General features: G+C 61.1%; 27 protein-coding genes. 17 read left to right on the top strand and 10 right to left on the bottom strand.

The genetic code is table 11. The annotated features are described in order from the left end of the window. Positions 1-147 precede the first annotated feature (147 nt). The 5 genes from hisS (at position 148) to ACHZCU_RS01665 (ending at position 5184) form a co-directional block, all read left to right on the top strand. Positions 148-1677 carry a histidine--tRNA ligase gene (gene hisS, locus ACHZCU_RS01685; protein WP_319517384.1) on the top strand — a complete coding sequence of 510 codons (1530 nt, stop codon included), beginning with the start codon at positions 148-150 and terminating at the stop codon, positions 1675-1677. A 347-nt stretch (positions 1678-2024) separates the two neighbouring features. Beyond that, positions 2025-2387 carry a VOC family protein gene (locus ACHZCU_RS01680; RefSeq protein WP_319517383.1) on the top strand — a complete coding sequence of 121 codons (363 nt, stop codon included), beginning with the start codon at positions 2025-2027 and terminating at the stop codon, positions 2385-2387. A 76-nt stretch (positions 2388-2463) separates the two neighbouring features. Then, a complete protein-coding gene (locus tag ACHZCU_RS01675) occupies positions 2464-3591 on the top strand; it encodes an ATP phosphoribosyltransferase regulatory subunit (RefSeq protein ID WP_319517382.1) in 1128 nt (375 codons plus the stop codon). After that, positions 3588-4277 carry an ATP phosphoribosyltransferase gene (gene hisG, locus ACHZCU_RS01670; protein ID WP_106310200.1) on the top strand — a complete coding sequence of 230 codons (690 nt, stop codon included), beginning with the start codon at positions 3588-3590 and terminating at the stop codon, positions 4275-4277. Before ACHZCU_RS01675 ends, hisG begins: the two co-directional genes overlap by 4 nt. Positions 4278-4476: 199 nt before the next feature. Further along, positions 4477-5184 carry a glutathione S-transferase C-terminal domain-containing protein gene (locus ACHZCU_RS01665; RefSeq protein ID WP_319517381.1) on the top strand — a complete coding sequence of 236 codons (708 nt, stop codon included), beginning with the start codon at positions 4477-4479 and terminating at the stop codon, positions 5182-5184. 271 nt (positions 5185-5455) lie between these two features. Here ACHZCU_RS01665 and groL read toward each other — a convergent pair whose 3' ends face one another. Beyond that, the gene (gene groL, locus ACHZCU_RS01660; protein ID WP_319517380.1) at positions 5456-7114 is read right to left on the bottom strand and encodes a chaperonin GroEL; all 1659 of its coding nucleotides are present in this window, start codon (positions 7112-7114) and stop codon (positions 5456-5458) included. A gap of 82 nt (positions 7115-7196) precedes the next feature. Beyond that, positions 7197-7493, bottom strand: coding sequence for a co-chaperone GroES (groES, locus tag ACHZCU_RS01655; RefSeq protein WP_106310208.1), 297 nt, complete (start codon positions 7491-7493; stop codon positions 7197-7199). A gap of 266 nt (positions 7494-7759) precedes the next feature. Between groES and chrA the strand changes: the two genes are divergently transcribed. The 8 genes from chrA (at position 7760) to ACHZCU_RS01615 (ending at position 16558) form a co-directional block, all read left to right on the top strand. Then, entirely contained in the window at positions 7760-9070 is a 1311-nt protein-coding gene (chrA, locus tag ACHZCU_RS01650; RefSeq protein ID WP_319517379.1) for a chromate efflux transporter, read from the top strand. 54 nt (positions 9071-9124) lie between these two features. Beyond that, positions 9125-9973: a TIGR01459 family HAD-type hydrolase gene (locus ACHZCU_RS01645; RefSeq protein ID WP_319517378.1), complete on the top strand. Its 849-nt coding sequence runs from the start codon at positions 9125-9127 to the stop codon at positions 9971-9973. 32 nt (positions 9974-10005) lie between these two features. Then, positions 10006-10986 (top strand): bifunctional riboflavin kinase/FAD synthetase, encoded by a 981-nt coding sequence (locus ACHZCU_RS01640; RefSeq protein ID WP_319517377.1) that lies wholly within the window; start codon positions 10006-10008, stop codon positions 10984-10986. A gap of 190 nt (positions 10987-11176) precedes the next feature. Beyond that, positions 11177-11593, top strand: coding sequence for a YeeE/YedE family protein (locus tag ACHZCU_RS01635; protein ID WP_319517376.1), 417 nt, complete (start codon positions 11177-11179; stop codon positions 11591-11593). 12 nt (positions 11594-11605) lie between these two features. Continuing rightward, positions 11606-12061, top strand: coding sequence for a YeeE/YedE family protein (locus tag ACHZCU_RS01630; RefSeq protein WP_319517375.1), 456 nt, complete (start codon positions 11606-11608; stop codon positions 12059-12061). Positions 12062-12321: 260 nt separating this feature from the next. Further along, positions 12322-15204 carry an isoleucine--tRNA ligase gene (ileS, locus tag ACHZCU_RS01625; protein WP_319517374.1) on the top strand — a complete coding sequence of 961 codons (2883 nt, stop codon included), beginning with the start codon at positions 12322-12324 and terminating at the stop codon, positions 15202-15204. A 185-nt stretch (positions 15205-15389) separates the two neighbouring features. Further along, positions 15390-16055: a hypothetical protein gene (locus ACHZCU_RS01620; protein ID WP_146132356.1), complete on the top strand. Its 666-nt coding sequence runs from the start codon at positions 15390-15392 to the stop codon at positions 16053-16055. 23 nt (positions 16056-16078) lie between these two features. Further along, the gene (locus ACHZCU_RS01615; RefSeq protein WP_106310228.1) at positions 16079-16558 is read left to right on the top strand and encodes a GNAT family N-acetyltransferase; all 480 of its coding nucleotides are present in this window, start codon (positions 16079-16081) and stop codon (positions 16556-16558) included. 4 nt (positions 16559-16562) lie between these two features. On the opposite strand, the gene ACHZCU_RS01610 is transcribed toward ACHZCU_RS01615, so the two are convergent. After that, positions 16563-17012 (bottom strand): nucleoside deaminase, encoded by a 450-nt coding sequence (locus ACHZCU_RS01610; RefSeq protein WP_319517373.1) that lies wholly within the window; start codon positions 17010-17012, stop codon positions 16563-16565. A 100-nt stretch (positions 17013-17112) separates the two neighbouring features. On the opposite strand from ACHZCU_RS01610, the gene ACHZCU_RS01605 reads away from it, so the two are divergent. After that, a complete protein-coding gene (locus ACHZCU_RS01605) occupies positions 17113-18597 on the top strand; it encodes a pseudouridine synthase (RefSeq protein ID WP_319517372.1) in 1485 nt (494 codons plus the stop codon). Continuing rightward, positions 18578-19135 (top strand): 16S rRNA (guanine(966)-N(2))-methyltransferase RsmD, encoded by a 558-nt coding sequence (gene rsmD, locus ACHZCU_RS01600; protein ID WP_319517371.1) that lies wholly within the window; start codon positions 18578-18580, stop codon positions 19133-19135. The genes ACHZCU_RS01605 and rsmD overlap by 20 nt, the downstream gene beginning before the upstream one ends. A 7-nt stretch (positions 19136-19142) precedes the next feature. On the opposite strand, the gene ACHZCU_RS01595 is transcribed toward rsmD, so the two are convergent. Genes ACHZCU_RS01595 through hemP form a run of 5 tightly spaced genes read right to left on the bottom strand, consistent with a single transcriptional unit; the run spans position 19143 to position 23192 of the window. Then, a complete protein-coding gene (locus tag ACHZCU_RS01595) occupies positions 19143-19931 on the bottom strand; it encodes a heme ABC transporter ATP-binding protein (protein ID WP_319519726.1) in 789 nt (262 codons plus the stop codon). Positions 19932-19941: 10 nt separating this feature from the next. After that, entirely contained in the window at positions 19942-21042 is a 1101-nt protein-coding gene (locus ACHZCU_RS01590) for an iron ABC transporter permease (RefSeq protein ID WP_319517370.1), read from the bottom strand. A gap of 7 nt (positions 21043-21049) precedes the next feature. Continuing rightward, the gene (locus tag ACHZCU_RS01585) at positions 21050-21931 is read right to left on the bottom strand and encodes an ABC transporter substrate-binding protein (protein ID WP_319517369.1); all 882 of its coding nucleotides are present in this window, start codon (positions 21929-21931) and stop codon (positions 21050-21052) included. Between the two features lie 8 nt (positions 21932-21939). Beyond that, positions 21940-23004, bottom strand: coding sequence for a ChuX/HutX family heme-like substrate-binding protein (locus ACHZCU_RS01580; RefSeq protein ID WP_319517368.1), 1065 nt, complete (start codon positions 23002-23004; stop codon positions 21940-21942). 14 nt (positions 23005-23018) lie between these two features. Continuing rightward, positions 23019-23192 carry a hemin uptake protein HemP gene (gene hemP, locus ACHZCU_RS01575; protein ID WP_106310249.1) on the bottom strand — a complete coding sequence of 58 codons (174 nt, stop codon included), beginning with the start codon at positions 23190-23192 and terminating at the stop codon, positions 23019-23021. Between the two features lie 192 nt (positions 23193-23384). Here hemP and ACHZCU_RS01570 point away from each other — a divergent pair, with 192 nt between their 5' ends. Both ACHZCU_RS01570 and ACHZCU_RS01565 read left to right on the top strand, forming a co-directional pair. Continuing rightward, positions 23385-23858 carry a hypothetical protein gene (locus ACHZCU_RS01570; RefSeq protein WP_319517367.1) on the top strand — a complete coding sequence of 158 codons (474 nt, stop codon included), beginning with the start codon at positions 23385-23387 and terminating at the stop codon, positions 23856-23858. Positions 23859-23949: 91 nt separating this feature from the next. Continuing rightward, on the top strand, positions 23950-25422 hold the full coding sequence (locus tag ACHZCU_RS01565; protein WP_319517366.1) for a TonB family protein: 1473 nt from the start codon (positions 23950-23952) through the stop codon (positions 25420-25422). Positions 25423-25431: 9 nt separating this feature from the next. Here ACHZCU_RS01565 and ACHZCU_RS01560 read toward each other — a convergent pair whose 3' ends face one another. Both ACHZCU_RS01560 and rpsU read right to left on the bottom strand, forming a co-directional pair. After that, a complete protein-coding gene (locus ACHZCU_RS01560; protein ID WP_106310258.1) occupies positions 25432-26292 on the bottom strand; it encodes a tetratricopeptide repeat protein in 861 nt (286 codons plus the stop codon). A gap of 146 nt (positions 26293-26438) precedes the next feature. After that, positions 26439-26651: a 30S ribosomal protein S21 gene (rpsU, locus tag ACHZCU_RS01555; protein ID WP_024710130.1), complete on the bottom strand. Its 213-nt coding sequence runs from the start codon at positions 26649-26651 to the stop codon at positions 26439-26441. Positions 26652-26779: the final 128 nt, after the last annotated feature.

Here is a 26779-nt window from a genome sequence, read left to right as displayed (position 1 = left end):
GTCCTTGGGTGGCGTTGCGGGCAGAATAAGGCTTTCGCGGCATTTGGAAAGCTGATCTTCGGCCGGACTTCCGGTTCCAAAGCCTTGCCGCACGGGCGTGCATCTTCTAAGACTGCCGCCAGATTTTGACCGAGAGACACGGATCCCATGAGCGACAAGAAGAAAAAGAAACCGCAGAAACTGAAGGCCCGCCTGCCGCGCGGCTTTGTCGACCGCTCGGCCGCCGATATCCGCGCGACGGAAGAGATGGTGGCGAAGATCAAGGCGGTCTACGAGAATTACGGCTTCGACCCGGTGGAAACGCCGCTGTTCGAATATACCGATGCGCTGGGGAAATTCCTGCCCGATCAGGACCGCCCCAATGAGGGCGTGTTCTCGCTGACCGACGATGACGACCAGTGGATGAGCCTGCGCTACGACCTGACGGCCCCGCTCGCCCGCCATGTCGCCGAGAATTTCAACGACATCCAGCTTCCCTACCGCACCTATCGCGCCGGCTATGTATTCCGCAACGAAAAGCCGGGCCCGGGCCGCTTCCGCCAGTTCATGCAGTTCGACGCCGACGTCGTCGGCGCGCCGGGCGTCCAGACGGATGCCGAAATGTGCATGATGATGGCCGATACGATGGAAGCGCTCGGCATTCCGCGCGGGGATTATGTGATCCGGGTGAATAACCGCAAGGTGCTGGATGGCGTGCTGGAGGCGATCGGCCTCGGCGGCGAGGAGAATGCCGGGCAGCGGCTGACGGTGCTCAGGGCTATGGACAAGTTCGACAAATTTGGCCTCGATGGCGTTTTCAAACTCCTAACTACAGGACGAGAAGACGAAAGCGGTGATTTTACCAAGGGAGCAGGACTTGTTGAAGAAGACGCTGCTGCTGTCTGTGATGTGCTCGAGGCGGGCAGCGATGGCGTGCCAGTCGTCGGCCTTAAGGATCGGCTGTCGGACAGATTTGCAAATAGCGGCCGTTTCACTGAAGGCCTTTCTGAACTCGAAATGATTGAAAAAATCGTTCAGGCAAGCGGTTATCTTTCCGACCGCATCAAAATCGACCCCTCAGTCGTCCGTGGCCTCGAATACTACACCGGTCCCGTCTACGAAGCCGAACTCACCTTCGATGTCACCAATGAAAAGGGCGAAAAAGTCGTGTTCGGTTCGGTCGGCGGCGGCGGGCGGTATGACGGGCTGGTGTCGCGCTTCATGGGCCAGCCGGTACCGGCGACGGGCTTTTCCATCGGCGTGTCGCGGCTGATGACGGCGCTGAAGAACCTCGGCAAGCTCGGCACCTCCGAGGTGATCGAGCCGGTGCTGGTCACCGTCATGGATGGCGACGCCGAGGCCATGGGCCGCTACCAGAAGATGACGCAGGAACTGCGCGCTGCCGGCATCCGCGCCGAGATGTATCAGGGCAACTGGAAGAAATTCGGCAACCAGCTCAAATATGCCGACCGTCGCGGCTGCCCCATCGCCATCATCCAGGGCGGCGATGAGCGCGCCGAAGGCGTCGTCCAGATCAAGGACCTGATCGAGGGCAAGCGCTTGTCCGGCGAAATCGAGGACAATGCCGAATGGCGCGAGGCCCGCGTGGCGCAGGAAACCGTGCCGGAAGGCGATCTGGTCGAAAAGGTGCGCCGGATGCTGGAAGCGCAGGCGGAGGACCGGCGTCGGGCCGGATGATTCAGCGGGGGAGGCGTCGGCTCTCACAACCTCCCCCTCGTGAGGGCAGGGCTATCGCAGATGGCCTTGGATCTTGCTCCACATACTCTCTCCCGCTTGCGGGAGAGATGCCCCGAAAGGGGCAGTGAGGGTGAAGCGGCATTTCAAAATCGTGACGGCGTCCGTGTGGATAGGTTCCCCCCTCACTGTCGCTGTCGCGACATCTCTCCCCTCCGGGGCGAGAAGATTTGGGGGCTGTGCGGCAAAGCCCTCTGCGATAAGCCGTCCTTCAAGGGGATCGGTGGCTTCGACGTCCGTCGCGATTTTCCGGCAATCGTGCTACATATAGCAGCGATGAGGGGGCGGCCATGCTCAAATCCATCCATCACATTCAGCTTGCCATGCCCGAGGGCCGGGAAGATGAGGCGCGGGCGTTTTATGCCGGTGTGCTTGGCGTGCCGGAGGTGGAAAAGCCTGACAATCTGAAGGCGCGCGGCGGGTGCTGGTTCGAGGCAGATGGCCTGCGCATCCATCTGGGCGTCGATAAGGATTTCCGGCCCGCGAAAAAGGCGCATCCGGCGTTTCTGGTCGATGATGTCGCGGCGGTTGCGGCGGCGGTGGAAAAGGCCGGTTATGTGGTGAAGCCGGACGCGCCGCTTGAGGGCTTTCTGCGGACCTATGTTTACGATCCCTTCGGCAACCGGATCGAACTGATGCAGGTTTTGGGCTGAAGCTGGCCGCAATCGTTGACTTTTGCCGCAAAGGATGGTCATCGGATGCGGAAACTCGAATGACGATGGGACAACGATGCCCTCCACCAGCCTGCCGGATTGCGCCGGCGCCATCCTTGCCGCCTTTTCCGCGCGCGACACGGTCCTGACCGATACACCGGTGATCCAGCCCGCCGCGCCGTTTCTGGACATGACCGGTGAGGCGCTGCGCCGCCGTATCTTCATGACCGAGAGCGAGACCGGCGAAAGCCTGTGCCTGCGCCCTGAATTCACCATTCCCGTCTGTCGCCACCATATCACCGACAACGCCGGAACGCCGAAGCGCTATGCCTATTGCGGCATGGTGTTCCGTCAGGCGCGCGAGGACGGCGCGGACGAGTTCTTTCAGGCCGGTATCGAGGACCTCGGCACAGTGGATGTGGCCGCCGCAGACGCACGCGCCATCGCCGATGCATGGAGCACGCTTGGCGCTTGCCTGCCGGGTGCGCGTTTTTCCGTGACGCTGGGCGATCAGGCGATCTTCGAAGCCGTGGTGCGCGCACTCGGGCTTCCCGGCGGCTGGCAGAAGCGGCTGATCCAGGCTTTCGGCAACCATGCCCGTCTTGCAGCCCTTCTGGAGGCGTTGGCCCGCCCGCAGCCGGTTTCAGGGCTCGACCGCCGCGTGGCCGCGTTTCTGGCCGATGGCGACGAGGCCGGGCTGATCGATCATATCGACCGGACCATGCAGCAAACCGGCTATTCCACCAATGCCAGCCGCAGCCCCAGGGAAATTGCCCGGCGGCTGAAGGAGAAACTGGCGCTGTCGGTCACCAGTCTCGACCGCGAGGCGCTCGAAGCGCTGAAAACATTCCTGTCGCTTGAAGTCGGCCTTGATGCCGCGTCGTCCGAACTGGCTGCCTTTTCGGAGAAATTCGGTCTCGATATCGGCGCGGCCATCGGTGTGTTCGAGCGGCGCATAGCCGCGCTGCGGGCCGCCGATGTCGACGTTGCGGCGATCACCTACCGCGCCGCTTTCGGCCGTCCGCTTGATTATTATACCGGTCTGGTGTTCGAGATCGCGGAAGCCGGCGCGCGCGGTGCGTTGCTTGCCGGTGGCGGACGCTATGACCGCCTGCTGACGCTGCTTGGCGCCAGTGATCATATTCCCGCCGTCGGCTTTTCGCTGTGGCTCGACCGGATCGAACGCGCCGGAGAACAACAATGACCGTCACCATCGCACTACCCTCCAAGGGGCGCATCAAGGAAGGCGCGGAAAAGGCCCTTGAAAAGGCCGGGTTCCCGGTCGAGACCAATGGCAATGACCGCTCCTATCGCGGCCAGGTGCGCGGACGCCCGGATATCGAAATCGCCTTTCTGTCGGCCTCGGAAATTTCCCGTGAAGTCGGCAACGGCGCCGTTGATTTCGGCGTTACAGGCGAGGATGTGGTGCGCGAAAACGTGGCTCAGGCCGATGCCCGCGTCGAGTTCGTCTCCCGTCTCGGTTTCGGTCAGGCCGATGTGGTCGTCGCCGTGCCGGAAATCTGGCTCGATGTCGACACCATGGCCGACCTCAACGACGTTGCCTCCGAATTCCGCAGCCGTCATGGCCGCAGGCTGGCGATCGCGACAAAATTCTGGCGGCTGACGCAGCAGTTCTTCACCGCCAAGCACGGTATCCAGCTCTATCGGATTGTCGAAAGCCTGGGCGCCACCGAAGGCGCGCCGATGGCCGGCCAGGCTGATATCATCGTCGATATCACCTCCACCGGTTCGACGCTTGCGGCCAACCACCTGAAGATCCTCTCCGATGGCGTGATCCTGAAGTCGGAGGCCTGTTTCGTGCGGGCCCGCAAGGCCGCGCATGAGGGCGATCCGGTTGTTGATGAAATCCTCACGGCGATGCGCAGCTGAAGGGGGCGCAGGCCAATACCCGTGTCGTTTTTCCTGCGATGAGGCGGGCCGTGCGTAAATTTTAAGTGATGTTTCCGGAAAAACGTCATTTTTTTGGCGTTGTGACACCGTTTTGCCAATAAAGTGACAAGTGTGGGCTTGCGATTCCTTTTTGCACTGCACATCTCGCACCTATCCCTATAACTTTTCAGGAACGTCCATGCCACGCTTGTCCGCATTTCCGATCACCCAGAAATGGCCAGCACAAAACCCCGACGTCATTCAGCTCTATTCTCTTCCCACTCCGAATGGCGTGAAGGTTTCTATCGCTCTGGAAGAGCTGGAACTGCCGTATGAGGCGCATCGTGTGTCCTTTGATACCGATGATCAGATGACGCCCGAGTTTCTGTCGCTCAATCCCAACAACAAGATCCCGGCGATTATCGACCCGCACGGGCCGGACGATACGCCCATCGGCCTGTTCGAATCCGGCGCGATCCTGCTTTACCTCGCCGAAAAGGCCGGCCGGCTGATCCCCAACGATCCGATCGGGCGCTATGAGACGATCCAGTGGGTGATGTTCCAGGTTGGGGGCGTGGGCCCGATGTTCGGTCAGTTCGGCCATTTCTACAAATATGCCGCCGACAAGGTTGCCAACAATTCCTATCCGGTGGAGCGCTACACCAAGGAAGCGCGCCGTCTGCTGGGCGTTCTGGAAGGCCGGCTGCTCGACCGTCAGTTCATCATGGGCGATGAGTATACGATTGCCGATATCGCGATCTTCCCCTGGGTGCGTGGCCTGTCGAATGGCTATGATGCAGAGGAAACTTTGCGGCTTTCCGATTTCAAGATCGTCAATGCCTGGGTCAAGCGCTGTTCGGAGCGTCCGGCCAGCGTCAAAGGTCTGACGGTTCCCGCGAAGAACTGAGCTGTTCTCAGGACAGTACGAAACGATAAAAGGCGTGGCCGGGCGGCCGCGCTTTTTTTTGTTTGCAAAGCTCGCCCCTCGTTCTTCGTCATACCGGCCTTGAGCCGGTATCCAGGGCCGCTTGTTGTGCGCCTCCGGAAAGAGTCTTTGCGTGCAAGGACTTGGCTCTTGCTTGCAGGGTTTGTCAACAAAAAAGGCGCCCCCCGAAGGAGCGCCTTTCTGAAATTTTGAATGGTCGAGCGAGGCTCTAAGCAATCAGGCCCAGGCCTGATTACATCATGCCGCCCATGCCGCCCATGCCGCCCATTCCACCCATGCCGCCCATGTCGGGCATGCCGCCGGCAGCTTCCTTCTTCGGAAGTTCGGCAACCATGGCTTCGGTGGTGATGAGGAGCGAAGCAACCGAGGCTGCGTCCTGCAGAGCGGTGCGGACAACCTTGACCGGGTCAACGATACCCATGGTGATCATGTCGCCATATTCACCGGTCTGGGCGTTCCAGCCGAAGTTGAAGTCGTTGTTTTCAAGAACCTTGCCAACAACGATGGAAGCTTCGTCACCGGCGTTCGTGACGATCTGGCGGGCCGGAGCCTGCAGAGCGCGACGGACGATGGCGATACCGGCATCCTGGTCTTCGTTTTCACCCTTGACCGTAACGGCAGCCGAGCAGCGCAGGAGAGCAAGACCACCACCGGGAACGATGCCTTCCTGAACGGCCGCGCGGGTTGCGTTCAGAGCGTCGTCGACGCGGTCCTTCTTTTCCTTCACTTCGACTTCCGTGGAGCCGCCAACGCGGATCACGGCAACACCGCCGGCGAGCTTGGCAAGACGTTCCTGCAGCTTTTCGCGGTCGTAGTCGGACGTGGTTTCTTCGATCTGAGCCTTGATCTGGGCAACACGTGCCTCGATGTCGGCCTTCTGGCCGGCGCCGTCGACGATCGTGGTGTTTTCCTTGGTGATCGAGACCTTCTTGGCCGTGCCGAGCATGTCGAGGGTGACATTCTCAAGCTTGATGCCGAGATCTTCGGAGATGACAGTGCCGCCCGTCAGGATGGCGATGTCTTCCAGCATGGCCTTGCGGCGATCGCCGAAGCCCGGTGCCTTGACGGCAGCAATCTTCAGGCCGCCACGCAGCTTGTTGACGACGAGGGTCGCAAGAGCTTCGCCTTCGACGTCTTCAGCAATGATGATGAGCGGCTTGTTGGACTGAACGACCGATTCCAGAACCGGCAGCATGGCCTGCAGGTTGGAAAGCTTCTTTTCGTGCAGCAGGATGTAGGCGTCTTCCAGCTCGGCAATCATCTTTTCCGAGTTGGTGACGAAGTACGGCGACAGGTAGCCGCGGTCGAACTGCATGCCTTCAACGACTTCCAGCTCGGTTTCGGCGGTCTTGGCTTCTTCAACCGTGATCACGCCCTCATTGCCGACCTTCTGCATGGCGTGGGCAATGTCTTCGCCGATCTGCTTTTCGCCGTTGGCGGAGATGGTGCCAACCTGAGCGACTTCAGCAGAGGTGTTGATCTTCTTGGCCTTGGCAACGAGTTCCTTGGCAACTTCGGCAACAGCGAGGTCGATACCGCGCTTGACGTCCATCGGGTTCATGCCGGCAGCAACAGCCTTCGAACCTTCCTTGACGATGGCCTGGGCCAGAACCGTCGCGGTGGTGGTGCCGTCACCGGCGGTGTCGTTGGTCTTCGAAGCAACTTCGCGGACCATCTGGGCGCCCATGTTTTCGAACTTGTCTTCGAGTTCGATTTCCTTGGCGACCGAAACACCGTCCTTGGTGATGCGCGGAGCGCCGAAGGACTTTTCGATAACAACGTTACGACCCTTGGGGCCGAGCGTGACCTTCACAGCGTTGGCGAGAATGTCGACGCCGTCGAGCATCTTTTCACGCGCCGTACGGCCGAATTTGACTTCTTTGGCAGCCATTTGAAAACTCCTGGTTTCTCAAACCTTGATGGGCTCGAAAGCCCGGCTGAATGGAATGGTAAGCGTCAGGGATGACCGCCGATCAGGCGACAACACCCATGATATCGGCTTCCTTCATGATCAGAAGGTCTTCGCCGTCGAGCTTGACTTCAGTACCCGACCATTTGCCGAACAGAACGCGGTCGCCGACCTTGACGTCGAGCGCGACAACCTTGCCGCTGTCGTCACGGGCGCCGGAACCGACGGCGACGATTTCGCCTTCCTGCGGCTTTTCCTTGGCGGTGTCGGGAATGATGATGCCGCCCTTGGTCTTTTCTTCGGACTCAACACGACGTACGACAACGCGGTCGTGCAGGGGGCGGAAAGAAATGCTTGCCATTGTCTATACCCTCGATCAAATGACACTCGCAGCCGGCATGTGCCGGCGGCCTGGATATGGTGTTAGCACTCTCCTCTGTTGAGTGCTAATGGCGGACATTTAGGCAGGGGGTGACTGAGTGTCAAGAAATTGGCGAAAGATTTTTTGCCAGTACCGGTGAGGGGGCGCCGGTGAGGGCGGCATGTCGTTTTCACAAAGCCTTCGTATCATCGCGATAGATGCAACGAAACCTCTATCTGTAATGCGGGGATATTGTGGCACGTGGCATGGCGGATGTAACCGGCCCCTCCTTTCGTGAATTTTTCACGGTGTTTTTCCGCATCGGCATGCTGTCGTTCGGCGGCCCTGCCGGCCAGATCGCGTTGATGCACCGCATCGTGGTCGATGAAAAACGCTGGATCGGCGAAAGCCGGTATCTGCATGCGCTCAACTACTGCATGCTGTTGCCCGGCCCGGAGGCCCAGCAACTCGCCACCTATCTCGGCTGGCTGCTCTTTGGCGTCCGTGGCGGCGTTGTCGCCGGAATTCTGTTTGTGGTGCCGGGGCTTGTCGTCATCATCGCCCTGGCGCTGGCCTATGCCTTTTTTGCCGATACCGGCTGGCTTCAATCCGTTTTCCTGGGTCTCAAGGCCGCCGTGCTGGCCATCGTCGCGCAGGCATTGTGGCGCATGGCGAAAAAGTCGCTGAAGGGGCCGCGTTATGCCGGTTTCGCATGTCTGGCGTTTCTGGCGCTGTTCGTTTTCGGCATTCCGTTTCCGCTGGTCATTCTGTTTGCCGCTCTTGGCGGGTATCTGCTGCAGCAGGCCGAAATCGCGGACGCCGATGATGAGGATGCGGTGGCAACGCGCGATGGCGGTCACGGGTGGCGCGCCCTTGCAAGCTTGATCGTCTGGGTGCTCGTCTGGCTTGCGCCGCTGGGCATTTTCATGGTTGTCGGCGGCGGCACTCTGGCCGAAATCTTCACATTCTTTGTGAAAATCGCCGTCTTTTCCTTCGGTGGCGCTTATGCGGTTCTGTCCTATGTGGCGCAGGAAGCGGTCAACACCTATCACTGGCTGACCCCGGCTGAAATGCTGGACGGTCTGGCTTTGGCAGAAACGACGCCCGGGCCGCTGGTGCTGGTGCTTTCTTTCGTCGGCTTTCTTGCGGCCTTCGGTGTGCCGGTTTTCGGCAGTGCTATCCTTTCCGGTATTCTCGGGGCGCTTTTGACGGCGTGGGCGATTTTCGTGCCGAGCTTCGTCTTCATCTTTGCCGGCGCTCCCTATGTCGAAAGCGTGCGGAAGAAACCGGCTTTATCCGGTGCGCTTGCCGGCATCGGCGCTGCGACAGTCGGCGTCATTGCCAATCTGACGTTCTGGTTTGCCCTTCACGTTCTTTTCCCGTCCGTTGGCCGTATTGAATTATTTGCTTTTCATCCGTTCCTCGATGTCGCGCTGGTGTGGCCTCAGTGGCAAAGCCTCAGCCTGTCATCGCTGGCAATCGCCGTTGCCGGCGGTGTTGCCGTTTTCCGGTTTAGCCTTGGCGTCATCCCGCTGCTTCTGGCGGCGGGCGTTGCGGGGCTTGCCATCGGCGCGTGATTGTGACCTTTTGTGCGCGCCCGCCCGACTGCATTCTTATCAATGAGGATATTCATGGCCCGATCCATTCCCGCGCTCAGCGCCGTTTACGATGCCTATGACGTCATACTGTGCGATGTCTGGGGCGTTTTGCACAATGGCGTTGCCTCTTTCGATGCGGCGAAGAAAGCGCTGGCCGATGCCCGGGCCGCAGGCAAGACCGTCATTCTGCTGACCAATTCGCCGCGCCTTTCCCCGGCGGTTTCAAAACAGCTGGTCGGCCTTGGCGTCACGGATGCCGCCTATGACGGTATTGTCACATCCGGCGATGTGACCAAGAAGATCGTCAGTGAAGGGCCGCGCAAGCTTTTCTTCCTCGGGCCGGAGCGCGATATCGGTCTTGTCAGCGAAACCGGCGTTGAACTGGTTGAGGCGGAAGAGGCGGAAAGCATCCTTTGCACGGGCCTTTTCGACGACGAGACGGAAACGCCGGAGGATTACTGCGACATGCTGACCGGGTTTGCCGCGCGCGGCCTGCCGCTCGTCTGTGCCAATCCGGACCTGATCGTCACGCGCGGCGATCGCCTTATCCCCTGCGCCGGCGCTCTTGCCGCGCTTTATGAGGAGCTTGGCGGCACCACGCTGATTGCCGGAAAACCGCATCAGCCGATTTACGACGCGGCGCTGGAAACGGCCCGCACGCTTCTGGGCGCTGTCGACAAGGCGCGCATTCTGGCCATTGGCGACGGCATGCCGACCGATGTTCTGGGCGCCATGAATTACGGCCTCGACCTGCTTTATATCGCCGAGGGCATTCATGCCGCCGATTATACCAGGGAGGGCACCGTTGACGAAGCGTTGCTGAAACGCTTCTTGACGGACAAGGGCGCAACCCCGAAATACTGGATGCCGGATCTGGCCTGAGACGGCCATCGACATCCATCTGGACCTGAGCAATGACGGTATTTCATCGTAACGAATTTCTGGAACCCCTCCCTTCCGAACTGAAGGGGGGCGTTGTCGCCATCGGCAATTTCGACGGTGTCCATCGCGGACATCAGAGCGTGCTGGAGCGGGCGCGGGATATCGCAACCGAGCGCGGCGTGCCGGCGCTGGTGCTGACATTCGAGCCGCATCCGCGCACGGTGTTCAATCCGCAGGCGCCGGTTTTCCGCCTGACGCCCGCGCCGATGAAGGCGAAGCTGCTGGAGGCGATGGGCTATCACGCCGTGATCGAATATCCCTTCGACAGGACGTTTTCGCAGCGCTCGCCGGAAGAATTCGTCACCACGGTTCTCGTCGACTGGCTGGGGGCAAGCGAAGTGGTGACCGGGTTCGACTTTCACTTCGGCCGCAACCGCGAAGGCGGTCCGGCCTATCTGATGCAGGCTGGGAAACGCTTCGATTTCGGCGTCACGCTGATGGATGCCTTTCGTGACGAAAATGCCGATGTCGTCTCCTCGAGCCGTATCCGCGACCTGTTGAGCCGCGGCGAGGTGGTCGAGGCCTCCGGCCTTCTGGGCTATCGCTATACGGTGAGCGGTGAAGTCATTCACGGCGAAAAGCTTGGCCGCACGCTGGGCTTTCCGACGGCCAACATGGCTTTCGACCCGCATGCCAAGCTGCGGCCCGGCATTTACGCGGTCCGCTATCGCCGGCCATGCGGCACGCTGCATGACGGCGTCGCAAGCTTTGGCCGCCGGCCGACCGTTGTCGAGGACGGGCGCCCGCTGCTCGAGACCTATATTTTCGACTTCAAGGGCGATCTTTACGGCGAAACCGGCGCAGTATCCTTGTTCGGCCGGTTGCGCGACGAGCTGAAATTCGATGGTCTCGAAGCCCTCGTCGCCCAGATGCACCGCGATGCCGATCAGGCCAAGGCGCTGCTGTCGTCGGTTCAGCCATTCTCGCCGCTGGATGCGAAAATCGCGTTTTAGTCAAATCCGGCATGGGTTTGCCCTGCTTGGCTGCCGGATGCCCCGGGAGTAGTCGGATTTTCTCATTATATCTTCATAAATGCGAAAATTTGTCTGTTTGAATGTGCGTTGTTTGACCTATATCCAGGCCGGCAATGCGAACCGGTTTAGACCGGTCGTGCATTGATTGCGAAAGTTTCGAGGTCCTCCCATGACTGAATTCACCCCTCTGATGTCGTTTTCCGGCGGTCTGCTAATCGGGCTGTCGGCTGTGCTGCTCATGTTTTCATGGGGCCGGATTGCCGGAATGACGGGTATTCTCGGCGGTCTGTTGCCGCCGTTCAACCGCGACCTTGCCTGGAAGTCCTGCTTCATCGCCGGCGCCATTGTCGTCGCTTTGCTGTTCCGTCTTCTCGGCGGCGCGGTTGCCTATGATATGCCGGTTTCTACGGCGGCGATCATTGTCGGCGGCGTGATCACCGGTATCGGCGTGACCTATGGTTCGGGCTGCACATCGGGGCATGGCGTGTGCGGGCTTGCCCGCTTCTCCCGTCGTTCGGCCGTGGCGGTGCTCTCTTTCATGAGCTTCGCCTTTCTGACCGTGTTTGTTATCCGCCATCTTCTGTGAATGGAAATCGTGATGCGTTATCTGGTTGCAGCCGTCATCGGCGCGATCTTCGGTCTCGGGATCGTCATCTCGGGCATGGCCGACCCCGCCAAGGTGCTTAATTTCTTCGATCTGTTCGGCACGTTCGACCCGAGCCTTGCCTTCGTTCTGGCGGGCGCGCTCTGCGTTGCCGTTCCCGGCTATTTCCTGATTTTCAGGTCCCGCAACAAGCCGGTCTTCGATCATGAATTCCGTCTTCCCGGAACGCGGAAGATCGATGCGAAACTGGTCGCAGGCTCTGCGGTCTTCGGTATCGGCTGGGGGATTGCCGGTTTCTGCCCGGGGGCTGCCATTCCGACACTGGGGCTTGGCCACACGTCGACGGTCATCTTCGTCGTTGCGCTTCTGGCCGGGATTTCCATCGCCCGATTGCTGCAAAACTTCAAGCTGCCATCGTCTTCGGCCAGGCCTTTGCCGCACAAGCCGTAAAACATGTGAGGGCGCGGGCAGATTCTTGGCGCCCGCCCTCTTTCCATTTGCGGCAAAACCGCTTAAACAACCGCCGCTATGCTGAAAAAAGTTCTGGTCGTCATTTTCCGAATTATGAGCCCGGCCCTTTGAGGCGCTCGTGTTGAGCATGCCCGAGGGTCCGGGATTTTGGCGTCCGAGAAGGATGCATTTTACCAGTTTTACCTGAACAGTTGCGCGCTGCCTTTATGGTGGCGCTGCCCAGCAGGAATGCACAAGAGATGACCGACAAAAACGACACCGTCGACTATTCCGAAACCCTTTATCTGCCGAAAACCGATTTCCCCATGCGTGCGGGCCTTCCCAAGAAGGAACCCGAAATCGTGGCCCGCTGGGAGGAAATGGGGCTCTACAAGAAGCTGCGCGAGGATGCTGCCGGCCGCGAGAAATTCGTGCTGCATGACGGCCCGCCCTATGCCAACGGCAATATCCATATCGGCCACGCGCTGAACAAGATCCTGAAGGACGTCATCACCCGTTCGTTCCAGATGCGCGGCTTCGATTCCAACTACGTTCCCGGCTGGGATTGCCACGGCCTGCCGATCGAGTGGAAGATCGAGGAAGCCTACCGCGCCAAGGGCCAGAACAAGGACGAGGTGCCGATCAACGAATTTCGTCGCGAATGCCGCGAGTTCGCGCAGCACTGGATCGACGTGCAGACGGGCGAATTCAAACGTCTCGGCATCGAGGGCGATTTCGAAAAGCCATACACGACCATGGCCTTCCACGCCGAAGCGCGTATCGCCGGCGAACTGCTGAAGATCGCCAAGGCCGGCCAGCTTTATCGCGGTTCCAAGCCGGTGATGTGGTCGGTGGTTGAACGCACGGCGCTGGCTGAGGCGGAAGTCGAATATCACGAGGTTCAGTCGGACACGATCTGGGTGAAGTTCCCGGTTGTCGAAGGCCCCGATGATCTTCTTGGAACCTTCGTCATCATCTGGACGACCACGCCCTGGACCATCCCCGGCAACCGCGCCGTGTCGTTTTCGTCGCGTTTTGCCTACGGGCTCTACGAGATCACCGAAGCAGCCAATGATTTCGGTCCGCAGCCGGGCGAGCGCGTCATGTTCGCAAAGAACCTTGCCGAGGAATGCGCCGCCAAGGCCAAGCTGACGATGAAGCTTGTGCGTGATCTTGATGCGACCGAACTTTCCGGCGTCACCTGTGCCCATCCCCTCGTCGACCTTGGCTACGACTTCAAGGTCCCGCTGCTCGATGGCGATCACGTCACCGATGATGCCGGTACCGGTTTCGTCCACACCGCGCCCGGTCATGGTCGCGAGGACTTTGACGCATGGATGGAGCAGGCGCGGGACTTCGAAGCGCGCGGCATCTCGCCGAAAATCCCGTTCACCGTCGGCGATGACGGTTTTTACACCGACGAGGCACCGGGCTTCGAGGGCGCGCGCGTCATGGATGACAACGGCAAGAAGGGCGATGCCAATGAGCGTGTCATCAAGGCGCTGATCGCCGCTGACCGCCTGTTTGCCCGTGGCCGCATCAAGCATGATTATCCGCATTCATGGCGCTCGAAAAAGCCGGTGATCTTCCGCAACACGCCGCAGTGGTTCGTCTATATGGACCGCGACCTCGGCGATGCGTCGACGCTGCGCTCGCGCGCGCTGTCGGCCATCGATGATACCCGTTTCGTGCCCGCTGCCGGCAAGAACCGCCTGCGCGGCATGATCGAGACCCGGCCCGACTGGGTGCTTTCGCGTCAGCGCGCATGGGGCGTGCCGATCAGCATCTTCTGCGATGCGAAGGGCGAAGTGCTCGTCGATGAGGCCGTCAATGCCCGCATTCTCGAAGCCTTCGAGGCGGAAGGGGCCGACGCCTGGTTTGCCGAAGGCGCGCGCGAGCGTTTCCTTGGCGAGCGTGCATCGGAAGACTGGGAACAGGTCACCGACATTCTCGATGTCTGGTTCGACTCAGGTTCGACGCACACCTTCGTTCTGGAAGACCGTCCGGACCTGAAATGGCCGGCCGATGTCTATCTCGAAGGCTCCGACCAGCATCGCGGCTGGTTCCATTCCTCGCTGCTGGAAGGCTGCGTCACGCGCGGTCGCGCGCCCTACAACGCCGTCGTGACCCATGGCTTCACCATGGACGAAAAGGGCCGCAAACAGTCGAAATCGCTGGGCAACCAGGTCTTCCCGCAGGACGTGATGGCAAAATCCGGCGCCGATATCCTGCGTCTGTGGGTGATGACCACCGATTACTGGGAAGATCAGCGTCTGGGCGACACGGTTATCAAGACGAATGTCGATACCTATCGCAAGCTCAGGAACTCGCTGCGCTGGATGCTCGGCACGCTGGCCCATGACGAGGGCGAGGATATCGCTGCCGCCGACATGCCGGAACTCGAACGGCTGATGCTGCATCGCCTGGCCGAACTGGATGCGCTGGTCCGTAAGGGCTATGACGACTTCGATTTCAAGAAGATCGCCCGCGCGCTGACGGATTTCGCCAATATCGAACTGTCGGCCTTCTATTTCGATGTCCGCAAGGATGCGCTTTACTGCGATGCGCCGTCGAGCCTGCGCCGTCGTTCGGCGTTGGTTGTCATCCGCAAGCTGTTCGATTGCCTGGTGACATGGCTTGCGCCGATGCTGCCCTTTACCATGGAAGAAGCCTGGCTTTCGCGCAATCCGGAGGCGGTTTCCGTCCATCTGGCACAGTTCCCGGATGTCTCGGCAGACTGGAAGGACGAGGCGCTTGCCGCCCGCTGGGCCAAGATCCGCGAAGTCCGCAAGGTCGTCACCGGCGCGCTGGAAATCGAGCGCCGCGAAAAGCGCATCGGCTCCTCGCTGGAGGCCGCACCCGTGGTCTATGTCGGCGACAAGGCACTGCTCGAAGCGTTGGGAGGCCGTGATTTCGAGGAAATCTGCATCACCTCGGCCATCACGGTGAAGGAAGGCGACGGCCCGGAGGATGCCTTCCGCCTGCCTGAAGTTGCCGGCGTTGCCGTCGTGCCCGAACTGGCAAGCGGCACCAAATGTGCCCGCTCGTGGAAAATCACCGATGATGTCGGCTCTGATCCCGATTATCCGGATGTCTCCGCGCGCGATGCTGCAGCCCTCAGGGAGCTTGCAGCCGGGGCCTGATCGATAATGGCAGCCGGGCGCATCATTGCCCGGCTGCCCCAAGCCCGTTATTCTCCCTGAGAATAATTGCGAAAAGGACAGTTCTACGGTAGGAATGTCGCGTTTTCGCCGGATTTATCGCCGAAATATGGCAGATGGCGTAGTGTGAGTGGCGCCAGCGACGCCGAGGAGTGGTTATAGAGCGCATGACTTTTGTTACCCGTTCGATGAAAATTGCAATCGCTCTTTTGGGCGTGTCCGCGCTCGCATCCTGTGTCAGCGGCCCGACCTATGGCACCGGCAAATCCGCCACCACCCAGCTCGTCGAGGACCTTGGCGAGGCTGTTCTGGTGATCAATCCCGATGATCCCGACATCACCTATGAGGCACGGCCTGAACTGGTGAAGCCCGGTAAAAGCGTGGCGGGCCGGACCTTGATACCGCCGCAGAAATCGGTGGCTTCGGCTGATAATCCCAACTGGATCGAATCGCCGGAAGAACAGCGCGAACGGGTCTACCAGGAAGCCGAGGACAACAAGGACAATCCGTTCTACGAATCGCCGCTTCTGGTGGGCAAAAACCGCGACAACATGACCGAGAAGGAACAGCTTGAAGCCTTCCGCAAGGCGCGTGCCGAAGCCAACACGATCGACATCACGCAAAGCCGTTACCTGATCGATCCGCCGGAACAGTATCGTCAGCCGTCCAGTCCGGAAGCGTTGAACGATCTCGGTCAGCCGGAGCGCGCCAAGGAGCGTCGCCGCCAGAAACTGGCCGAGGGCAAGAACCCCGATCGCTGCTTCCTGTTCCTGAACTGCAAGAGCGGCAAGACGGAAGACTTCCTCGAATCGTCCAAGAACGCCGGTCAGTAAGCGCGTTTCATACCGGGGGTATCATGACGTATTCGATCCGTCCGGCGGTGCGTGCCGACGCCGCCACCATCTATCGTTTTGTCTGCGAGCTTGCCGAATTCGAAAAGGCGCTGGACAAGGTTGAAACCACCGAAGAGGGCCTCGCCGAGGCGATCTTCGGCGATGGCTCCGTCACCGAAGGGCTGATTGCCGAAATCGATGGCAAGCCGGCAGGCTTTGCCGTCTATTACTTCACCTTCTCAACCTGGCAGGGCCGCAACGGCATCTATCTGGAAGACCTCTATGTCTCGCCGGAGTTTCGCGGCGCGGGGCTTGGCAAGGCGCTGATGCGCGCGGTTGCCGATGTTGCGGTTTCGAGGAATTGCGGGCGGATGGAATGGAGCGTGCTGGACTGGAATGTCGGTGCGATCCGCGTCTATGACGCCGTCGGCGGAAAGCCGCAGAGCGAATGGATTCGCTACCGGCTGGAAGACGAGACGCTGTCTGCCTTTGCCGGGCGTTGAGGTTTTACCGGCGTTCGTTGAAGAAGTCCCTGAGAAGGGCGGCCGCGCGGATTTCGGAAAAACCGGAATAGACATCGGGACGGTGGTGGCAGGTGTCCTGGTCGAAAAAGCGTCCGCCATGATCGACCCCGCCGCCCTTCGGATCGGCCGCACCGTAATAGAGCCGTTCGATGCGGGCGAAGGAGATTGCCGCCGCACACATGGCGCAGGGTTCGAGCGTGACGTAGAGATGGGCACCGTTCAGGCGTTCGGAGCCGTTCTTTTCGCAGGCCGCGCGGATCGCCAGCACTTCGGCATGGGCCGTCGGGTCGTTCAGTTCGCGGGTGCGGTTTCCCGCCGAGGCGATGACCGATCCTTCATGGGTGATGACAGCGCCGATCGGCACCTCGCCGCGCGCGCCCGCCTTTTCGGCTTCTTCCAGTGCCAGTGCCATGAAATCGCGGCGCTCAGCCATTTTGACAAGTTTCCTCTTAACCAATTCGCCCTGTCCTGTTAGAGCGTTTCAATCCTAAAATGAAGCGTTCCGGCGGACAGGGATCAACAGGCGAAGCGAAATGAACCAGAAAGACAAATTCCCCAAGCGTGGCGGAAAGCCGAAAGCCAGGCCTGACCGCAAGCCCGCACCGGCCCAGAACGCACCGAAGGTCGAGGCGGAAGGGCAGACGCCCGAGCGGATTGCCAAGCTGCTGGCGCGTGCCGGCGTCGCCTCCAGGCGCGATGTGGAACGGATGATCCTTGATGGACGCGTGAAGGTCAACGGCAAGACGCTCGACACGCCGGCGCTGAACGTCACGCTTGCCGACCGTATCGAGGTCGATGGCGCGGAAATTCGCGGGATCGAGCGCACACGGTTGTGGATCTACCACAAGCCCGCCGGTCTGGTGACCACCAATTCCGATCCGGAAGGCCGGCCGACGGTGTTTGAAAACCTGCCGAAGGATCTGCCGCGTGTGATCTCGATCGGCCGGCTCGACATCAATACCGAAGGCCTGCTGCTTTTGACTAATGATGGCGGGCTTGCGCGCGTGCTGGAGCTTCCGGCAACCGGCTGGCTGCGCCGCTACCGGGTGCGCGCCCATGGCAATATCAAGCAGGACGATCTCGACAAGCTGAAAGACGGCATTGCCGTCGACGGTGTGTTGTACGGCGCCATCGATGCGACGCTCGACCGCGAGCAGGGCTCCAATGTGTGGATCACCATGGGCCTTCGCGAAGGCAAGAACCGGGAGATCAAGAACGTGCTCGGCGCGCTCGGTCTTGAGGTTTCGCGTCTGATCCGCATTTCCTACGGGCCGTTCCAGCTCGGGGAGCTGCCAGAGGGGCAGGCGCTGGAAGTGCGCGGCCGCACGCTGCGCGACCAGCTTGGCCCCCGCCTGATCGAGGAAGCCGGTGCCAATTTCGACGCGCCGCTTTATCACGACGGCGAGGCGGCGGTTGCAAAGCCCGAACAACAGTCGGAAACGCCGAAACGTGCCCCGCGCAAGGAAAAGCTGGACCGGGGGGAGCGCGCCGAACGCGGTCGCGACCGTCTCGATACCAAGCGCAAGGGGGATGACGAAAAGCCGTTCAAGGATATCGTAACCCGAAGCCGGGCTGCCAATGTCTGGATGGCGCCGGGTGCACGCCCGCTTGGCCCCAAGGCCAAGAAGAAGGCAGAGGACAAGGCGCGCGAGGATGAACGGCGCGATGCGCGTCGTGATGCACGGCGCAAGACGGATGGCGATGCGCCGCGCAAGCCGCGGCCGGCAGGCGGCAAAGGCCTGGCAAGGGGCTCGGGCGGCGGCAAGGGCAAGTCCTTTGGCGACAAGCCCGGTGCTGCATCCGCCAGAGGCGCTGGCAAGCCGCGTGGCGATGCTGGTGCCGATGCGCGCGGGGGCAAGCGTTTTTCCGGGCCGAAGCGGCCGGACGGCGCCAACCGTTCGCGCTCTGAAGGCCGGCCCGCAGGGGATCGCCCTTCCGGCGGCAAGTCCGGCGGCGACAGGCCGCGCGGCGGTGCAGGCAGAAAGGGGCCGAGGGGCAATGCGGATCGTCGGCGGTGAATTTCGCGGACGCGCGCTTTCCGCCCCCAAAACCTCTGCCATAAGACCGACGACAGACCGGACCCGCGAGAGCCTGTTCAACATTCTCGCCCATGGCTACCGTGATGCGGTCGAGGGGGCGCGTCTGCTGGAGCTTTTTGCGGGCACCGGCGCGGTCGGTCTCGAGGCCCTGTCGCGGGGTGCGCGTGCCGCACTTTTCGTTGAAAACAGCATTGAGGGGCGCGGCCTGCTCTGGGCCAATATCGAGGCACTGGGCCTTGCCGGGCGCACCCGTATCATGCGTCGCGATGCGACCAGGCTTGGCAGTGCCGGGCGGCTTGAGCCGTATGATCTGCTGTTTGCCGATCCGCCTTATGGCAAGGGGCTTGGCGAAAAGGCGATTGCCGCAGCCGGCGAGGGCGGCTGGCTGAAACCGGAGGCGCTTGTCATTCTGGAGGAAGCCGCGGATGTCGCCCCACAGCTTCCGGACGGTTTTGCGCTGATGGAAGACCGGGAATTCGGCGACACGCGCATGCACTTCTTCCGCTACCGGCCCTAGTCCGAAATCAAAGCGCGCTGTGCGGCAGGACGAAGGTCGTGTCGTCGGCGGGTGTCTGATTGACCGAAAGCCGCGCGCCGAAAACGGTAAAGAGATTGTCGTTGGTCAGAACCTGTTTCGGCGTTCCCGCAGCGGCAACCTCGCCATCTTTCATCAGCACGATCCGGTCGGCGAAAAGCGCTGTCAGGTTGAGGTCGTGCATCACTGCGACAACGCCACCTCCGTTGCGGCAGAACGTCTGCGCCAGTCGCATGATCGCAAGCTGGTGGAGAATGTCGAGACTTGCCACGGGTTCATCCAGAAGCAGCCAGCGTGGTGATCCATGGGCAAGCGGCGCCTCGATCTGGCACAGCACCCGCGCCAGTTGGACGCGCTGCTGCTCGCCGCCGGAAAGTTCCTGATAGAAACGGCCTTCGAAGCCATCCAAATCGACGGCCTTGAGCGCTTTTGCCATGGTCCGCCGGTCGGCCTCTCCATCCCGGTGGGCGCGGCCTGAAAGGCCCATGCGCAGCACTTCGGTGACCGTGAAGGGAAAGGCGAGGTTCGAGGCCTGCGGCAGCACGCCGCGCAGCTGGGCAAGTTGCCAGGGCGCCAGTCCGGCAATGTCCTTGCCATTGATGGTGACATTGCCGGTGTCGGGCTTCAGATCGCCTGCAATCGCCTTCAGCGTTGTCGTCTTGCCGGAGCCGTTCGGCCCGCAGATGGCTGTCAGTTCGCCGGCCTCAGCCTCAAGCGAAACATCTTTCAGAACCGGGCGACCCGAAAGCGCCACGGTTATCCGGTTGGTCGAGATTATGGTCATGGTGTCACAGATTGAGCCGCGAGCGGTTCTTCAGCAGGATCCACAGGAAGAACGGGCCGCCGGCAGTTGCGGTGATGATGCCGATCGGCAGTTCGGCAGGCGCCACGACCGTCCGGGCGAAAAGATCGGCCAGTACCAGCAGCGCGCCGCCGAGAAGGGCCGAGGACGGCAGCAGGTAGCGATGATCCGGGCCGATGACGAGGCGCAGGAGATGCGGCACGACAATGCCGACAAAGCCGATGCCGCCGGAAACGGCAACGCCCGCACCGGTGGCTGCGGCGACGGCGACAATGGTGATGTTCTTCAGCCGCTGAACCGGAATGCCGATATGATAGGCCGTCGCCTCGCCAAGCGTGATGGCATTCAGCCCGCGCGCCATGAAAGGCAGGACGGCGAAGGCGGCCGCCATGATCGGGACAATCGCCCAGACCTTCGTCCATGTGGCGCCGGCAAGTGACCCCATCGACCAGAAGGTCAGGTCGCGCAATTGCTGGTCATTGGCAAGATAGACGAGAAAACCCGTGGCGGCGCCTGCAAGGGCTGCCAGCGCGATGCCGGCAAGCAGCATGGTGGCGACCGAGGTTTGCCCGTGGCGAGTTGATATGCGGTAGAGCGTCAGCGTTGTGGCCAGCGCCCCGACAAAGGCGGCCACGGGCAGCGCGTAGACCCCCATCAGATTTGTGAGCGGCGCGGCAACCGAACCACCGAGCACGATCATCACCACAGCGCCGAGACTTGCACCGGCGGAAACGCCGACAAGGCCGGGATCGGCCAGCGGATTGCGGAACAGGCCCTGCATGGCCGCCCCGCAAACGGCAAGCGATGCGCCCACCAGAAAACCCATGATGGCGCGTGGCAGGCGGATATCGAAGATGATGATCCGGTCGCGTGCCGCCAGTGCGCCACCGGCATCGCCGGTAACAAGCGCGCGCGCCACATCGAAGACGGAGGCATCCGAAGCGCCGTTGGCCACGGATATCAGAACCGCCAGAACCGAAACGACGGCAAGCACCAGAATGGTGAACACGGCGACCGTGGAGCGGTCGCCGTGTTCACGCCAGTTCAGCCGCCGTCCGGCTGAAGACAGTGTATCAATCACCGCCATGCCTGCATCATTCTCCGTAGATTTCGGTCGTCAGCGCCGCCAGGTTCTCACCGAATCGGGGACCGAAATTCATCATGCCCACAGGGTCGATCCGATGGATTTCCATGGCTTCGCCCGCAGGTGTCAGCGCAAGCGCCGGCTGGGCGGCAACGTCCTCGTCGCTGGGAACGTGATTGCCGGCAGCACCGTCCATCAGCAGGATAACATCGGGCGCCGCCTCGATCACGGCTTCATCCGAAAGTGCCTTGTAGCCCGCGAAATCGGCGAGGGCATTTTCAAGACCGGCTGCTTCGATCACGCCGTTTGCGGCCGTGCCGGTGCCGGACCCCATGACCTTGCCGCCGCGCAGGCTGAGAATGAAGATCGCGCTCTTTCTGTCTTCGGGCGCACGGGCGGCGTTTTCTGCCAGAATCGGATCGAGTTGGGCCGCAATGTCATCGGCAAGCTGCTTTGCTTTATCCTCACGGCCGAGAAGCGTGCCAATCGTCGAGACCTTCTCGAGAATGCCGTCGCGGCTGTAATCTTCCGGCACGATCGCCATATCGACATCGGCGTTTTTCATCACGTCGAGGGTTTCCGGCGGACCGGCGCCATCGATGCTGATGATTGCCGAGGGATCGACGGAAAGAATGCCTTCCGGCGAGAGCTGGCGCATATAGCCGATATCGGGCAGGGCGAGTGCTTCCGGCGGATAGAGGCTGGTCGTGTCGCGGCCGATCACGCTGTCGCCGGCACCCAGCGCGTAGACGATTTCGGTGACGGAGCCACCGATGGTCACGAGGCGGGATGGGTCCTTGAGCGGTTCGGCAGCCTTGGCCGCGGTAATACCGGCAAGCAGCATGCCTGCAATGAGAGGCGCTTTCTTCAGCGCAGATGAGAGAACCGTCATGTTTACTCCTAGGCGGCGGCGGTTTCGCTGTGGCGCGGCAGGCTCTCGGCCAGTTCGCGCCAGACCGGACGTTCGGCATAGCCTTCCAGGCGCTTGCCGAAGAACTGGATGATCATCTCCCCGGCTGCATTGAAGGCCTCGACCGACGTCACGTGGCCGTCGCTGGTGGGCTTGCGCACCAGCCAGGTCTCGGCGATCTGGTCGCGGCGCAGGTGAAGATGAAAGGTCGGATCCATGACATTGATCCACGGTCCCATCTCGACGATCTTTTTCACCGGTCCGGAGTGGATCTGAACGATGCCGTTATTGTTGACGAATACCATGATCGGCAGTTCGGCATTTTCAGAGGCCTTGTGGAGCAGGGTGGCTGCTGCATCGTCGGCCAGGCGGAAGGCATAATCATCGCCGACCGTCGAGATCGCCGTCTGGCGATGGACCTTGAGGTCGTTCAGCATGCCGAAGAACTGGTGGGTGTCGGTCAGCGCCGTCCAGCGGTCGCGCAGAAGCTCGACATCGACGGCCTGCGGGTCGCGGGCATGGTCGGCGTCATGGGCGGTGATTTCGCGTGTTTCGATGGTCTGGCTGGTGTCGTCCAGTTTGAATGCCTCGACGAAGCGATGATAGGCCTCGACATTCGATTTCGGGCGCCAGTGCACCTTGAAAACGGCCGTGCCGCTTGCATCGAAATATTGCAGGCTCAGCTTTTCATTGCCGTCGGCATCCGTCTTGGTGACGGCGAAAGCATGGGTCCAGCGGCTCGGAAATATCCTGAGGTCGATGTTTTCACCAAGCACGATTGCGGATTTCTTGCCGCTCTTGATGTTTTCGAAAACGCCGATCTTCTCGTGCACCGCGCTTTCATTGCGCGACAGCGCCATGATTTCGCCGAAACCTTCGGCATGGGCCAGAAGATCATCGGGGGCGGGCGAAATCCGCGTTGCCGTCAGGCCGGTCTCGGCGGCAACGAGGGCGGCTTCGGAAATGCCGAGCGTTGCGGCGATGTCGCGCTCGCGCATTTTGGGATTGTCACGGCGGAAGGCGCGGATTTCCTCGGGTGTCTTGGTCGTGCTCATCGGTCTTGTCTCGTCTACTTGTTCAAAATGAGTTTGCCTTGGCGGGTGATTTTCATGCGATAATCGGCTCCGTTGTGGCGAATGATGATTTCATTGCCACCCTTGAAGAGCGATTCGCTTTCATGCACCGGCGCGCCGTTTCCGCCTGGCTGGGGGTCGGCCTTTCCGGCCGTCTTTTCATCGTTCATCCTGGTTGTTATATCTGTGCGTGTTTAAAACTTGAACTTGGGAATCCGGTTTTTTATAAGTTGACTCTATAAGTCATCTTTGGCTATCCACGCAATAGACGTTTTCCAAAGCGAGCGGTAGGAAAACACGTCACCCGGATAAGCCTTGTGCAACCAGCCAATTTCGATCCGAACCCGCCGGAGATTTGAGCAATGAAAATTCTTCCATGCGCCGTTGCCGCGCTTTTTGTCATGTCCCAACCGATTCTGGCGCAGGAGACTGCAGCCGATGATACGGATGTGCCGGCAGCAGCCGATGAAGCGAATGCGCCGGCAGCACCCGAGACTGCGGGTCTGTCGATCTCGCTGAACGCGCTCGACACCACGGCAAACGGTTGCAAGCTGACATTCCTGGTGGAAAACAATCTGTCGGAAACGGTTGAAAGCCTGCAGGCCGAAGTGGCGCTGTTTGATGTTGACGGCGTGGTTGACCGGTTGACCATGCTCGACTTCCTGACGCTGCCGGCCGGCAAGATGCGGGTGCGCCAGTTCGAGCTGCCGGGCGAGGATTGCGATGCGTTGGGCGGTCTGCTGCTGAACGACATCAAGGTCTGCGATGCCGCCGGTGTGGATTGCATGGCCGAGCTTGAGACCGATTCGAAGGCCGGTATTCCTTTCGACGGCTGAGCGGCGCGACAAGAAACCGCGCAGTTCGCGCCAAGACCAATAAGACATGCTGTAGCAAAGCTGGTTTCTGCCGATGATGGATGACAGGGCAATGTTTGCGATGGGGTTGCCGGGCGGCATCCGTGACGCCGAACCGGTGGAACCTGTTTCTTCCTCTCCGGCCGCCGGGCGTGCGCCGGAGGTTGAGCTGGACAGCCGGAAACCTGCCGATCTCGATACCGTGGTGAGCGAACTGATGGCTGCCGCCGGTGCCAAAAAGGATGATGCCGGCGCTTCGTCCGCGGATGACGGGCCGGAGCTGCCGGAAGAAGAAGTCGATCTGGGCAGCGTGACGCTGCCGCGCATCAGCGGTGCTGGTGAAAAACCATCTGCCGGTACGCGCCTGCCGCTGTCGGCTCTGGCTTCGCTGCTCGTCCATGTCACCGCCTTTGCAATGGCAATGCATGTGGCCGAGGTTCTTCCCGACGCGCCGGAAGAAGAGGGCAGCACCGTCGTCAATGTGGTGATGCTGGGCAATGGCGATGTCGATGCCGCGGCAAGTGGCAGCGAAGAGGTTCAGCCGACGGAAGTCGAAGCCGAGCCCGTCCCCGTCGAGCAGGCGGTGGCGCCCGAGGCGGAAACCCTGGCGCCCGAGGCCGCCGAACCACCGCCGCCATCCGAAACGCCGGTGGAACAGACCCCGCCCGTCGAGACATTGTCGGCACCGACGCCTGTGCCCGAGGAAGCCGTTGCTCCGCCGGCCGAGGTCGCGGAGGCCGTTCCCGCCGAATCGCCTGAACCTGCGCCAGTCGCCGCCCTTTCCAGTCCCGAGCCGGATGTGCTGGCCGTCGCGCCGACCGATGCGGCCGCGCCCGACGCCGTGGCTCCGGCGAGACCAACCGTTCCCGAAACGGTAGCGCCCCCGGAGACCGTCGAGGCAACGCCACCGGATGCGGAAACCACACCGCTTGTGGCCGAGGCAACGCCGACGGAGACCATCAAGGCGCAGGAAGACGACCCTGAGCTGGCCTATGATATCGCGCCGCCCGTTCCCCAGCGTTCACCATGGGAAAATGAGCCGCTGCCGGAGGATCAGGTTGCCACACGCCAGGCGCAGGCAGAGCGCCAGCGCCAGCAGACCCGACAGCGGCAGACCGCACAGCGTCAGAGTGCGGGATCAGGTGGTCAATCGGCGCAGGATGCCCGTCGGGGTTCTGTCAGCGGCAATTCGGAAACCGGCAGCTCGCAGGCCGCCGAAGCGCGTCGCGGCTCTTCCGGCGACGGGGCGGCTGCAATGGCGAACTACGCCGGCAAGGTCGGTGCGCGCCTGCGCCGGGCCGTGGCGTCCGATCGCCATTATCGCGGCTTAGGGCCGCTGCGCGCGACCGTGGTCGTTCATGTCACGCTGAACCGCTCGGGCCATATTGCATCGGTGTCGATGGCGCGTTCTTCAGGCAATGGCAGTGTCGATTCGATCGTATTGCAACGCGCCCGTTCGGCGGGGCCGTTCGGGGCGTTCCCGTCAAGCTATGCCGGTGCGAGCCATACTTTCCGCCTGCCGATCAATCTTAACCTTCGACGGTAACGCGTCTGATCAGCTATTGCCGACTGTGCGCTGCAGGCCCTGAATTGCCGGCTGGTAGTTCGGGTTCAGCGCTTTCGCCTTCTGGTAATAGGAGGCGGCTTCCGAGAAATTACCCTCGCGCTCGAAGATCAGGCCGAGATTGGCCCAGCTTTCGGCATTGCGCTGATCAAGCGCCAGCGCCTTGTCGAAATCCGAGCGCGCATTGCGGTCGTCATTGAGCGCCAGATAGGAAACGCCGCGCCCGTTATAGGGCTGGGCGGCTTTAGGGGCGAGCGAGATGGCTTTCGAGAAGTCGGCGATCGCCTGTTCCTGCTGGCCGCGGCGCTGGTAGATCAGGCCGCGATTGTGATAGGCGCGCGGGTCGGTGGTGTTCAGCTGAATGGCGCGGCTATAGTCGTTGAAAGCGTCATTCTGCTGGCCGGCTTCCCGGTAGAGGTTTCCGCGCCCGATATAGGCGATGTCGTAATCGCCGTTGATCTGGAGTGCCTTGTTGTAGTCGTTCAGGGCATCCATCCGGCGGCCGAGGCTGCGTTCGATCAGCGCGCGGTTGGCATAGGCCTGGTAATAGTTCGGATTGAGCGCAATCGCCTGGTTGAAATCGTCCATCGCGCGCCGGTCGTCGCCCGCACGCCCGTAGGCAGCGCCGCGCACATTATAGGGCTCGGGGTCATTGGGGTTTGAGGCGATCACATTGGTGAGCGAGGCGATATTCTGTTCCGAGCCCTGAGCCGTATCGATCGACACGATATTCTGATTCATCATCTGGGAACTCTGGCAGGCAGCGAGCAGGCCGACAGTGCCAGCCAGAAGTGCGATCCGTATCGCCCGGCCGGAGCCTGTCATGAATGTGCCAGCGGTTGTCTCTGTCATTTTTGTCCCTCGTGTCGTTCGTCGCGCGCGTTTTGAGAGCGCGCGGTCTTTTTTTTACCGGCGCAAGGTAAATATCTAGCAAATAAAAAGGCGGGGGCCTACGCTCCCGCCATATCAACATCTTCAATGTGCCGAAAAAACGACAATCAGCGCGAAACCAGACCTTCGCGGATGGCGCGCTTGCGGGCCAGCTTGCGAACGCGGCGGATCGCTTCGGCCTTTTCGCGGGCGCGCTTCTGAGAGGGCTTCTCATAGAAATCGCGCATTTTCATTTCGCGGAAGATGCCTTCGCGCTGCATCTTCTTCTTCAGAGCGCGGAGAGCCTGGTCAACATTGTTGTCGCGGACAAGTACTTGCACGTGTATCCCGTTCCTTAAGATCGTTGGTGTTGTTCAGCCTGACAAATACTTGCAACTCAGGCATCGTTTCCTGTCATTATCGGATTTGCCCGATATTTGGCGTCGCGGATACCAGACTTTGCCGGGTA

This window comes from uncultured Martelella sp. (genome assembly GCF_963677965.2).
Lineage (GTDB): Bacteria > Pseudomonadota > Alphaproteobacteria > Rhizobiales > Rhizobiaceae > Martelella > Martelella mangrovi.
The sequence above is the reverse complement of the archived record's forward strand: the minus strand, read 5'-3'. Positions and strand labels throughout refer to the sequence as shown.

What these genes read in the sequence shown, in the direction of transcription:
- hisS (WP_319517384.1), top strand. Translation starts at nt 148, where the DNA reads ATGAGCGACAAGAAGAAAAAGAAACCGCAGAAACTGAAGGCCCGCCTG.
- ACHZCU_RS01680 (WP_319517383.1), top strand. Translation starts at nt 2,025, where the DNA reads ATGCTCAAATCCATCCATCACATTCAGCTTGCCATGCCCGAGGGCCGG.
- ACHZCU_RS01675 (WP_319517382.1), top strand. Translation starts at nt 2,464, where the DNA reads ATGCCCTCCACCAGCCTGCCGGATTGCGCCGGCGCCATCCTTGCCGCC.
- hisG (WP_106310200.1), top strand. Translation starts at nt 3,588, where the DNA reads ATGACCGTCACCATCGCACTACCCTCCAAGGGGCGCATCAAGGAAGGC.
- ACHZCU_RS01665 (WP_319517381.1), top strand. Translation starts at nt 4,477, where the DNA reads ATGCCACGCTTGTCCGCATTTCCGATCACCCAGAAATGGCCAGCACAA.
- groL (WP_319517380.1), bottom strand. Translation starts at nt 7,114, where the DNA reads ATGGCTGCCAAAGAAGTCAAATTCGGCCGTACGGCGCGTGAAAAGATG.
- groES (WP_106310208.1), bottom strand. Translation starts at nt 7,493, where the DNA reads ATGGCAAGCATTTCTTTCCGCCCCCTGCACGACCGCGTTGTCGTACGT.
- chrA (WP_319517379.1), top strand. Translation starts at nt 7,760, where the DNA reads ATGGCGGATGTAACCGGCCCCTCCTTTCGTGAATTTTTCACGGTGTTT.
- ACHZCU_RS01645 (WP_319517378.1), top strand. Translation starts at nt 9,125, where the DNA reads ATGGCCCGATCCATTCCCGCGCTCAGCGCCGTTTACGATGCCTATGAC.
- ACHZCU_RS01640 (WP_319517377.1), top strand. Translation starts at nt 10,006, where the DNA reads ATGACGGTATTTCATCGTAACGAATTTCTGGAACCCCTCCCTTCCGAA.
- ACHZCU_RS01635 (WP_319517376.1), top strand. Translation starts at nt 11,177, where the DNA reads ATGACTGAATTCACCCCTCTGATGTCGTTTTCCGGCGGTCTGCTAATC.
- ACHZCU_RS01630 (WP_319517375.1), top strand. Translation starts at nt 11,606, where the DNA reads ATGCGTTATCTGGTTGCAGCCGTCATCGGCGCGATCTTCGGTCTCGGG.
- ileS (WP_319517374.1), top strand. Translation starts at nt 12,322, where the DNA reads ATGACCGACAAAAACGACACCGTCGACTATTCCGAAACCCTTTATCTG.
- ACHZCU_RS01620 (WP_146132356.1), top strand. Translation starts at nt 15,390, where the DNA reads ATGACTTTTGTTACCCGTTCGATGAAAATTGCAATCGCTCTTTTGGGC.
- ACHZCU_RS01615 (WP_106310228.1), top strand. Translation starts at nt 16,079, where the DNA reads ATGACGTATTCGATCCGTCCGGCGGTGCGTGCCGACGCCGCCACCATC.
- ACHZCU_RS01610 (WP_319517373.1), bottom strand. Translation starts at nt 17,012, where the DNA reads ATGGCTGAGCGCCGCGATTTCATGGCACTGGCACTGGAAGAAGCCGAA.
- ACHZCU_RS01605 (WP_319517372.1), top strand. Translation starts at nt 17,113, where the DNA reads ATGAACCAGAAAGACAAATTCCCCAAGCGTGGCGGAAAGCCGAAAGCC.
- rsmD (WP_319517371.1), top strand. Translation starts at nt 18,578, where the DNA reads ATGCGGATCGTCGGCGGTGAATTTCGCGGACGCGCGCTTTCCGCCCCC.
- ACHZCU_RS01590 (WP_319517370.1), bottom strand. Translation starts at nt 21,042, where the DNA reads ATGGCGGTGATTGATACACTGTCTTCAGCCGGACGGCGGCTGAACTGG.
- ACHZCU_RS01585 (WP_319517369.1), bottom strand. Translation starts at nt 21,931, where the DNA reads ATGACGGTTCTCTCATCTGCGCTGAAGAAAGCGCCTCTCATTGCAGGC.
- ACHZCU_RS01580 (WP_319517368.1), bottom strand. Translation starts at nt 23,004, where the DNA reads ATGAGCACGACCAAGACACCCGAGGAAATCCGCGCCTTCCGCCGTGAC.
- hemP (WP_106310249.1), bottom strand. Translation starts at nt 23,192, where the DNA reads ATGAACGATGAAAAGACGGCCGGAAAGGCCGACCCCCAGCCAGGCGGA.
- ACHZCU_RS01570 (WP_319517367.1), top strand. Translation starts at nt 23,385, where the DNA reads ATGAAAATTCTTCCATGCGCCGTTGCCGCGCTTTTTGTCATGTCCCAA.
- ACHZCU_RS01565 (WP_319517366.1), top strand. Translation starts at nt 23,950, where the DNA reads ATGTTTGCGATGGGGTTGCCGGGCGGCATCCGTGACGCCGAACCGGTG.
- ACHZCU_RS01560 (WP_106310258.1), bottom strand. Translation starts at nt 26,292, where the DNA reads ATGACAGAGACAACCGCTGGCACATTCATGACAGGCTCCGGCCGGGCG.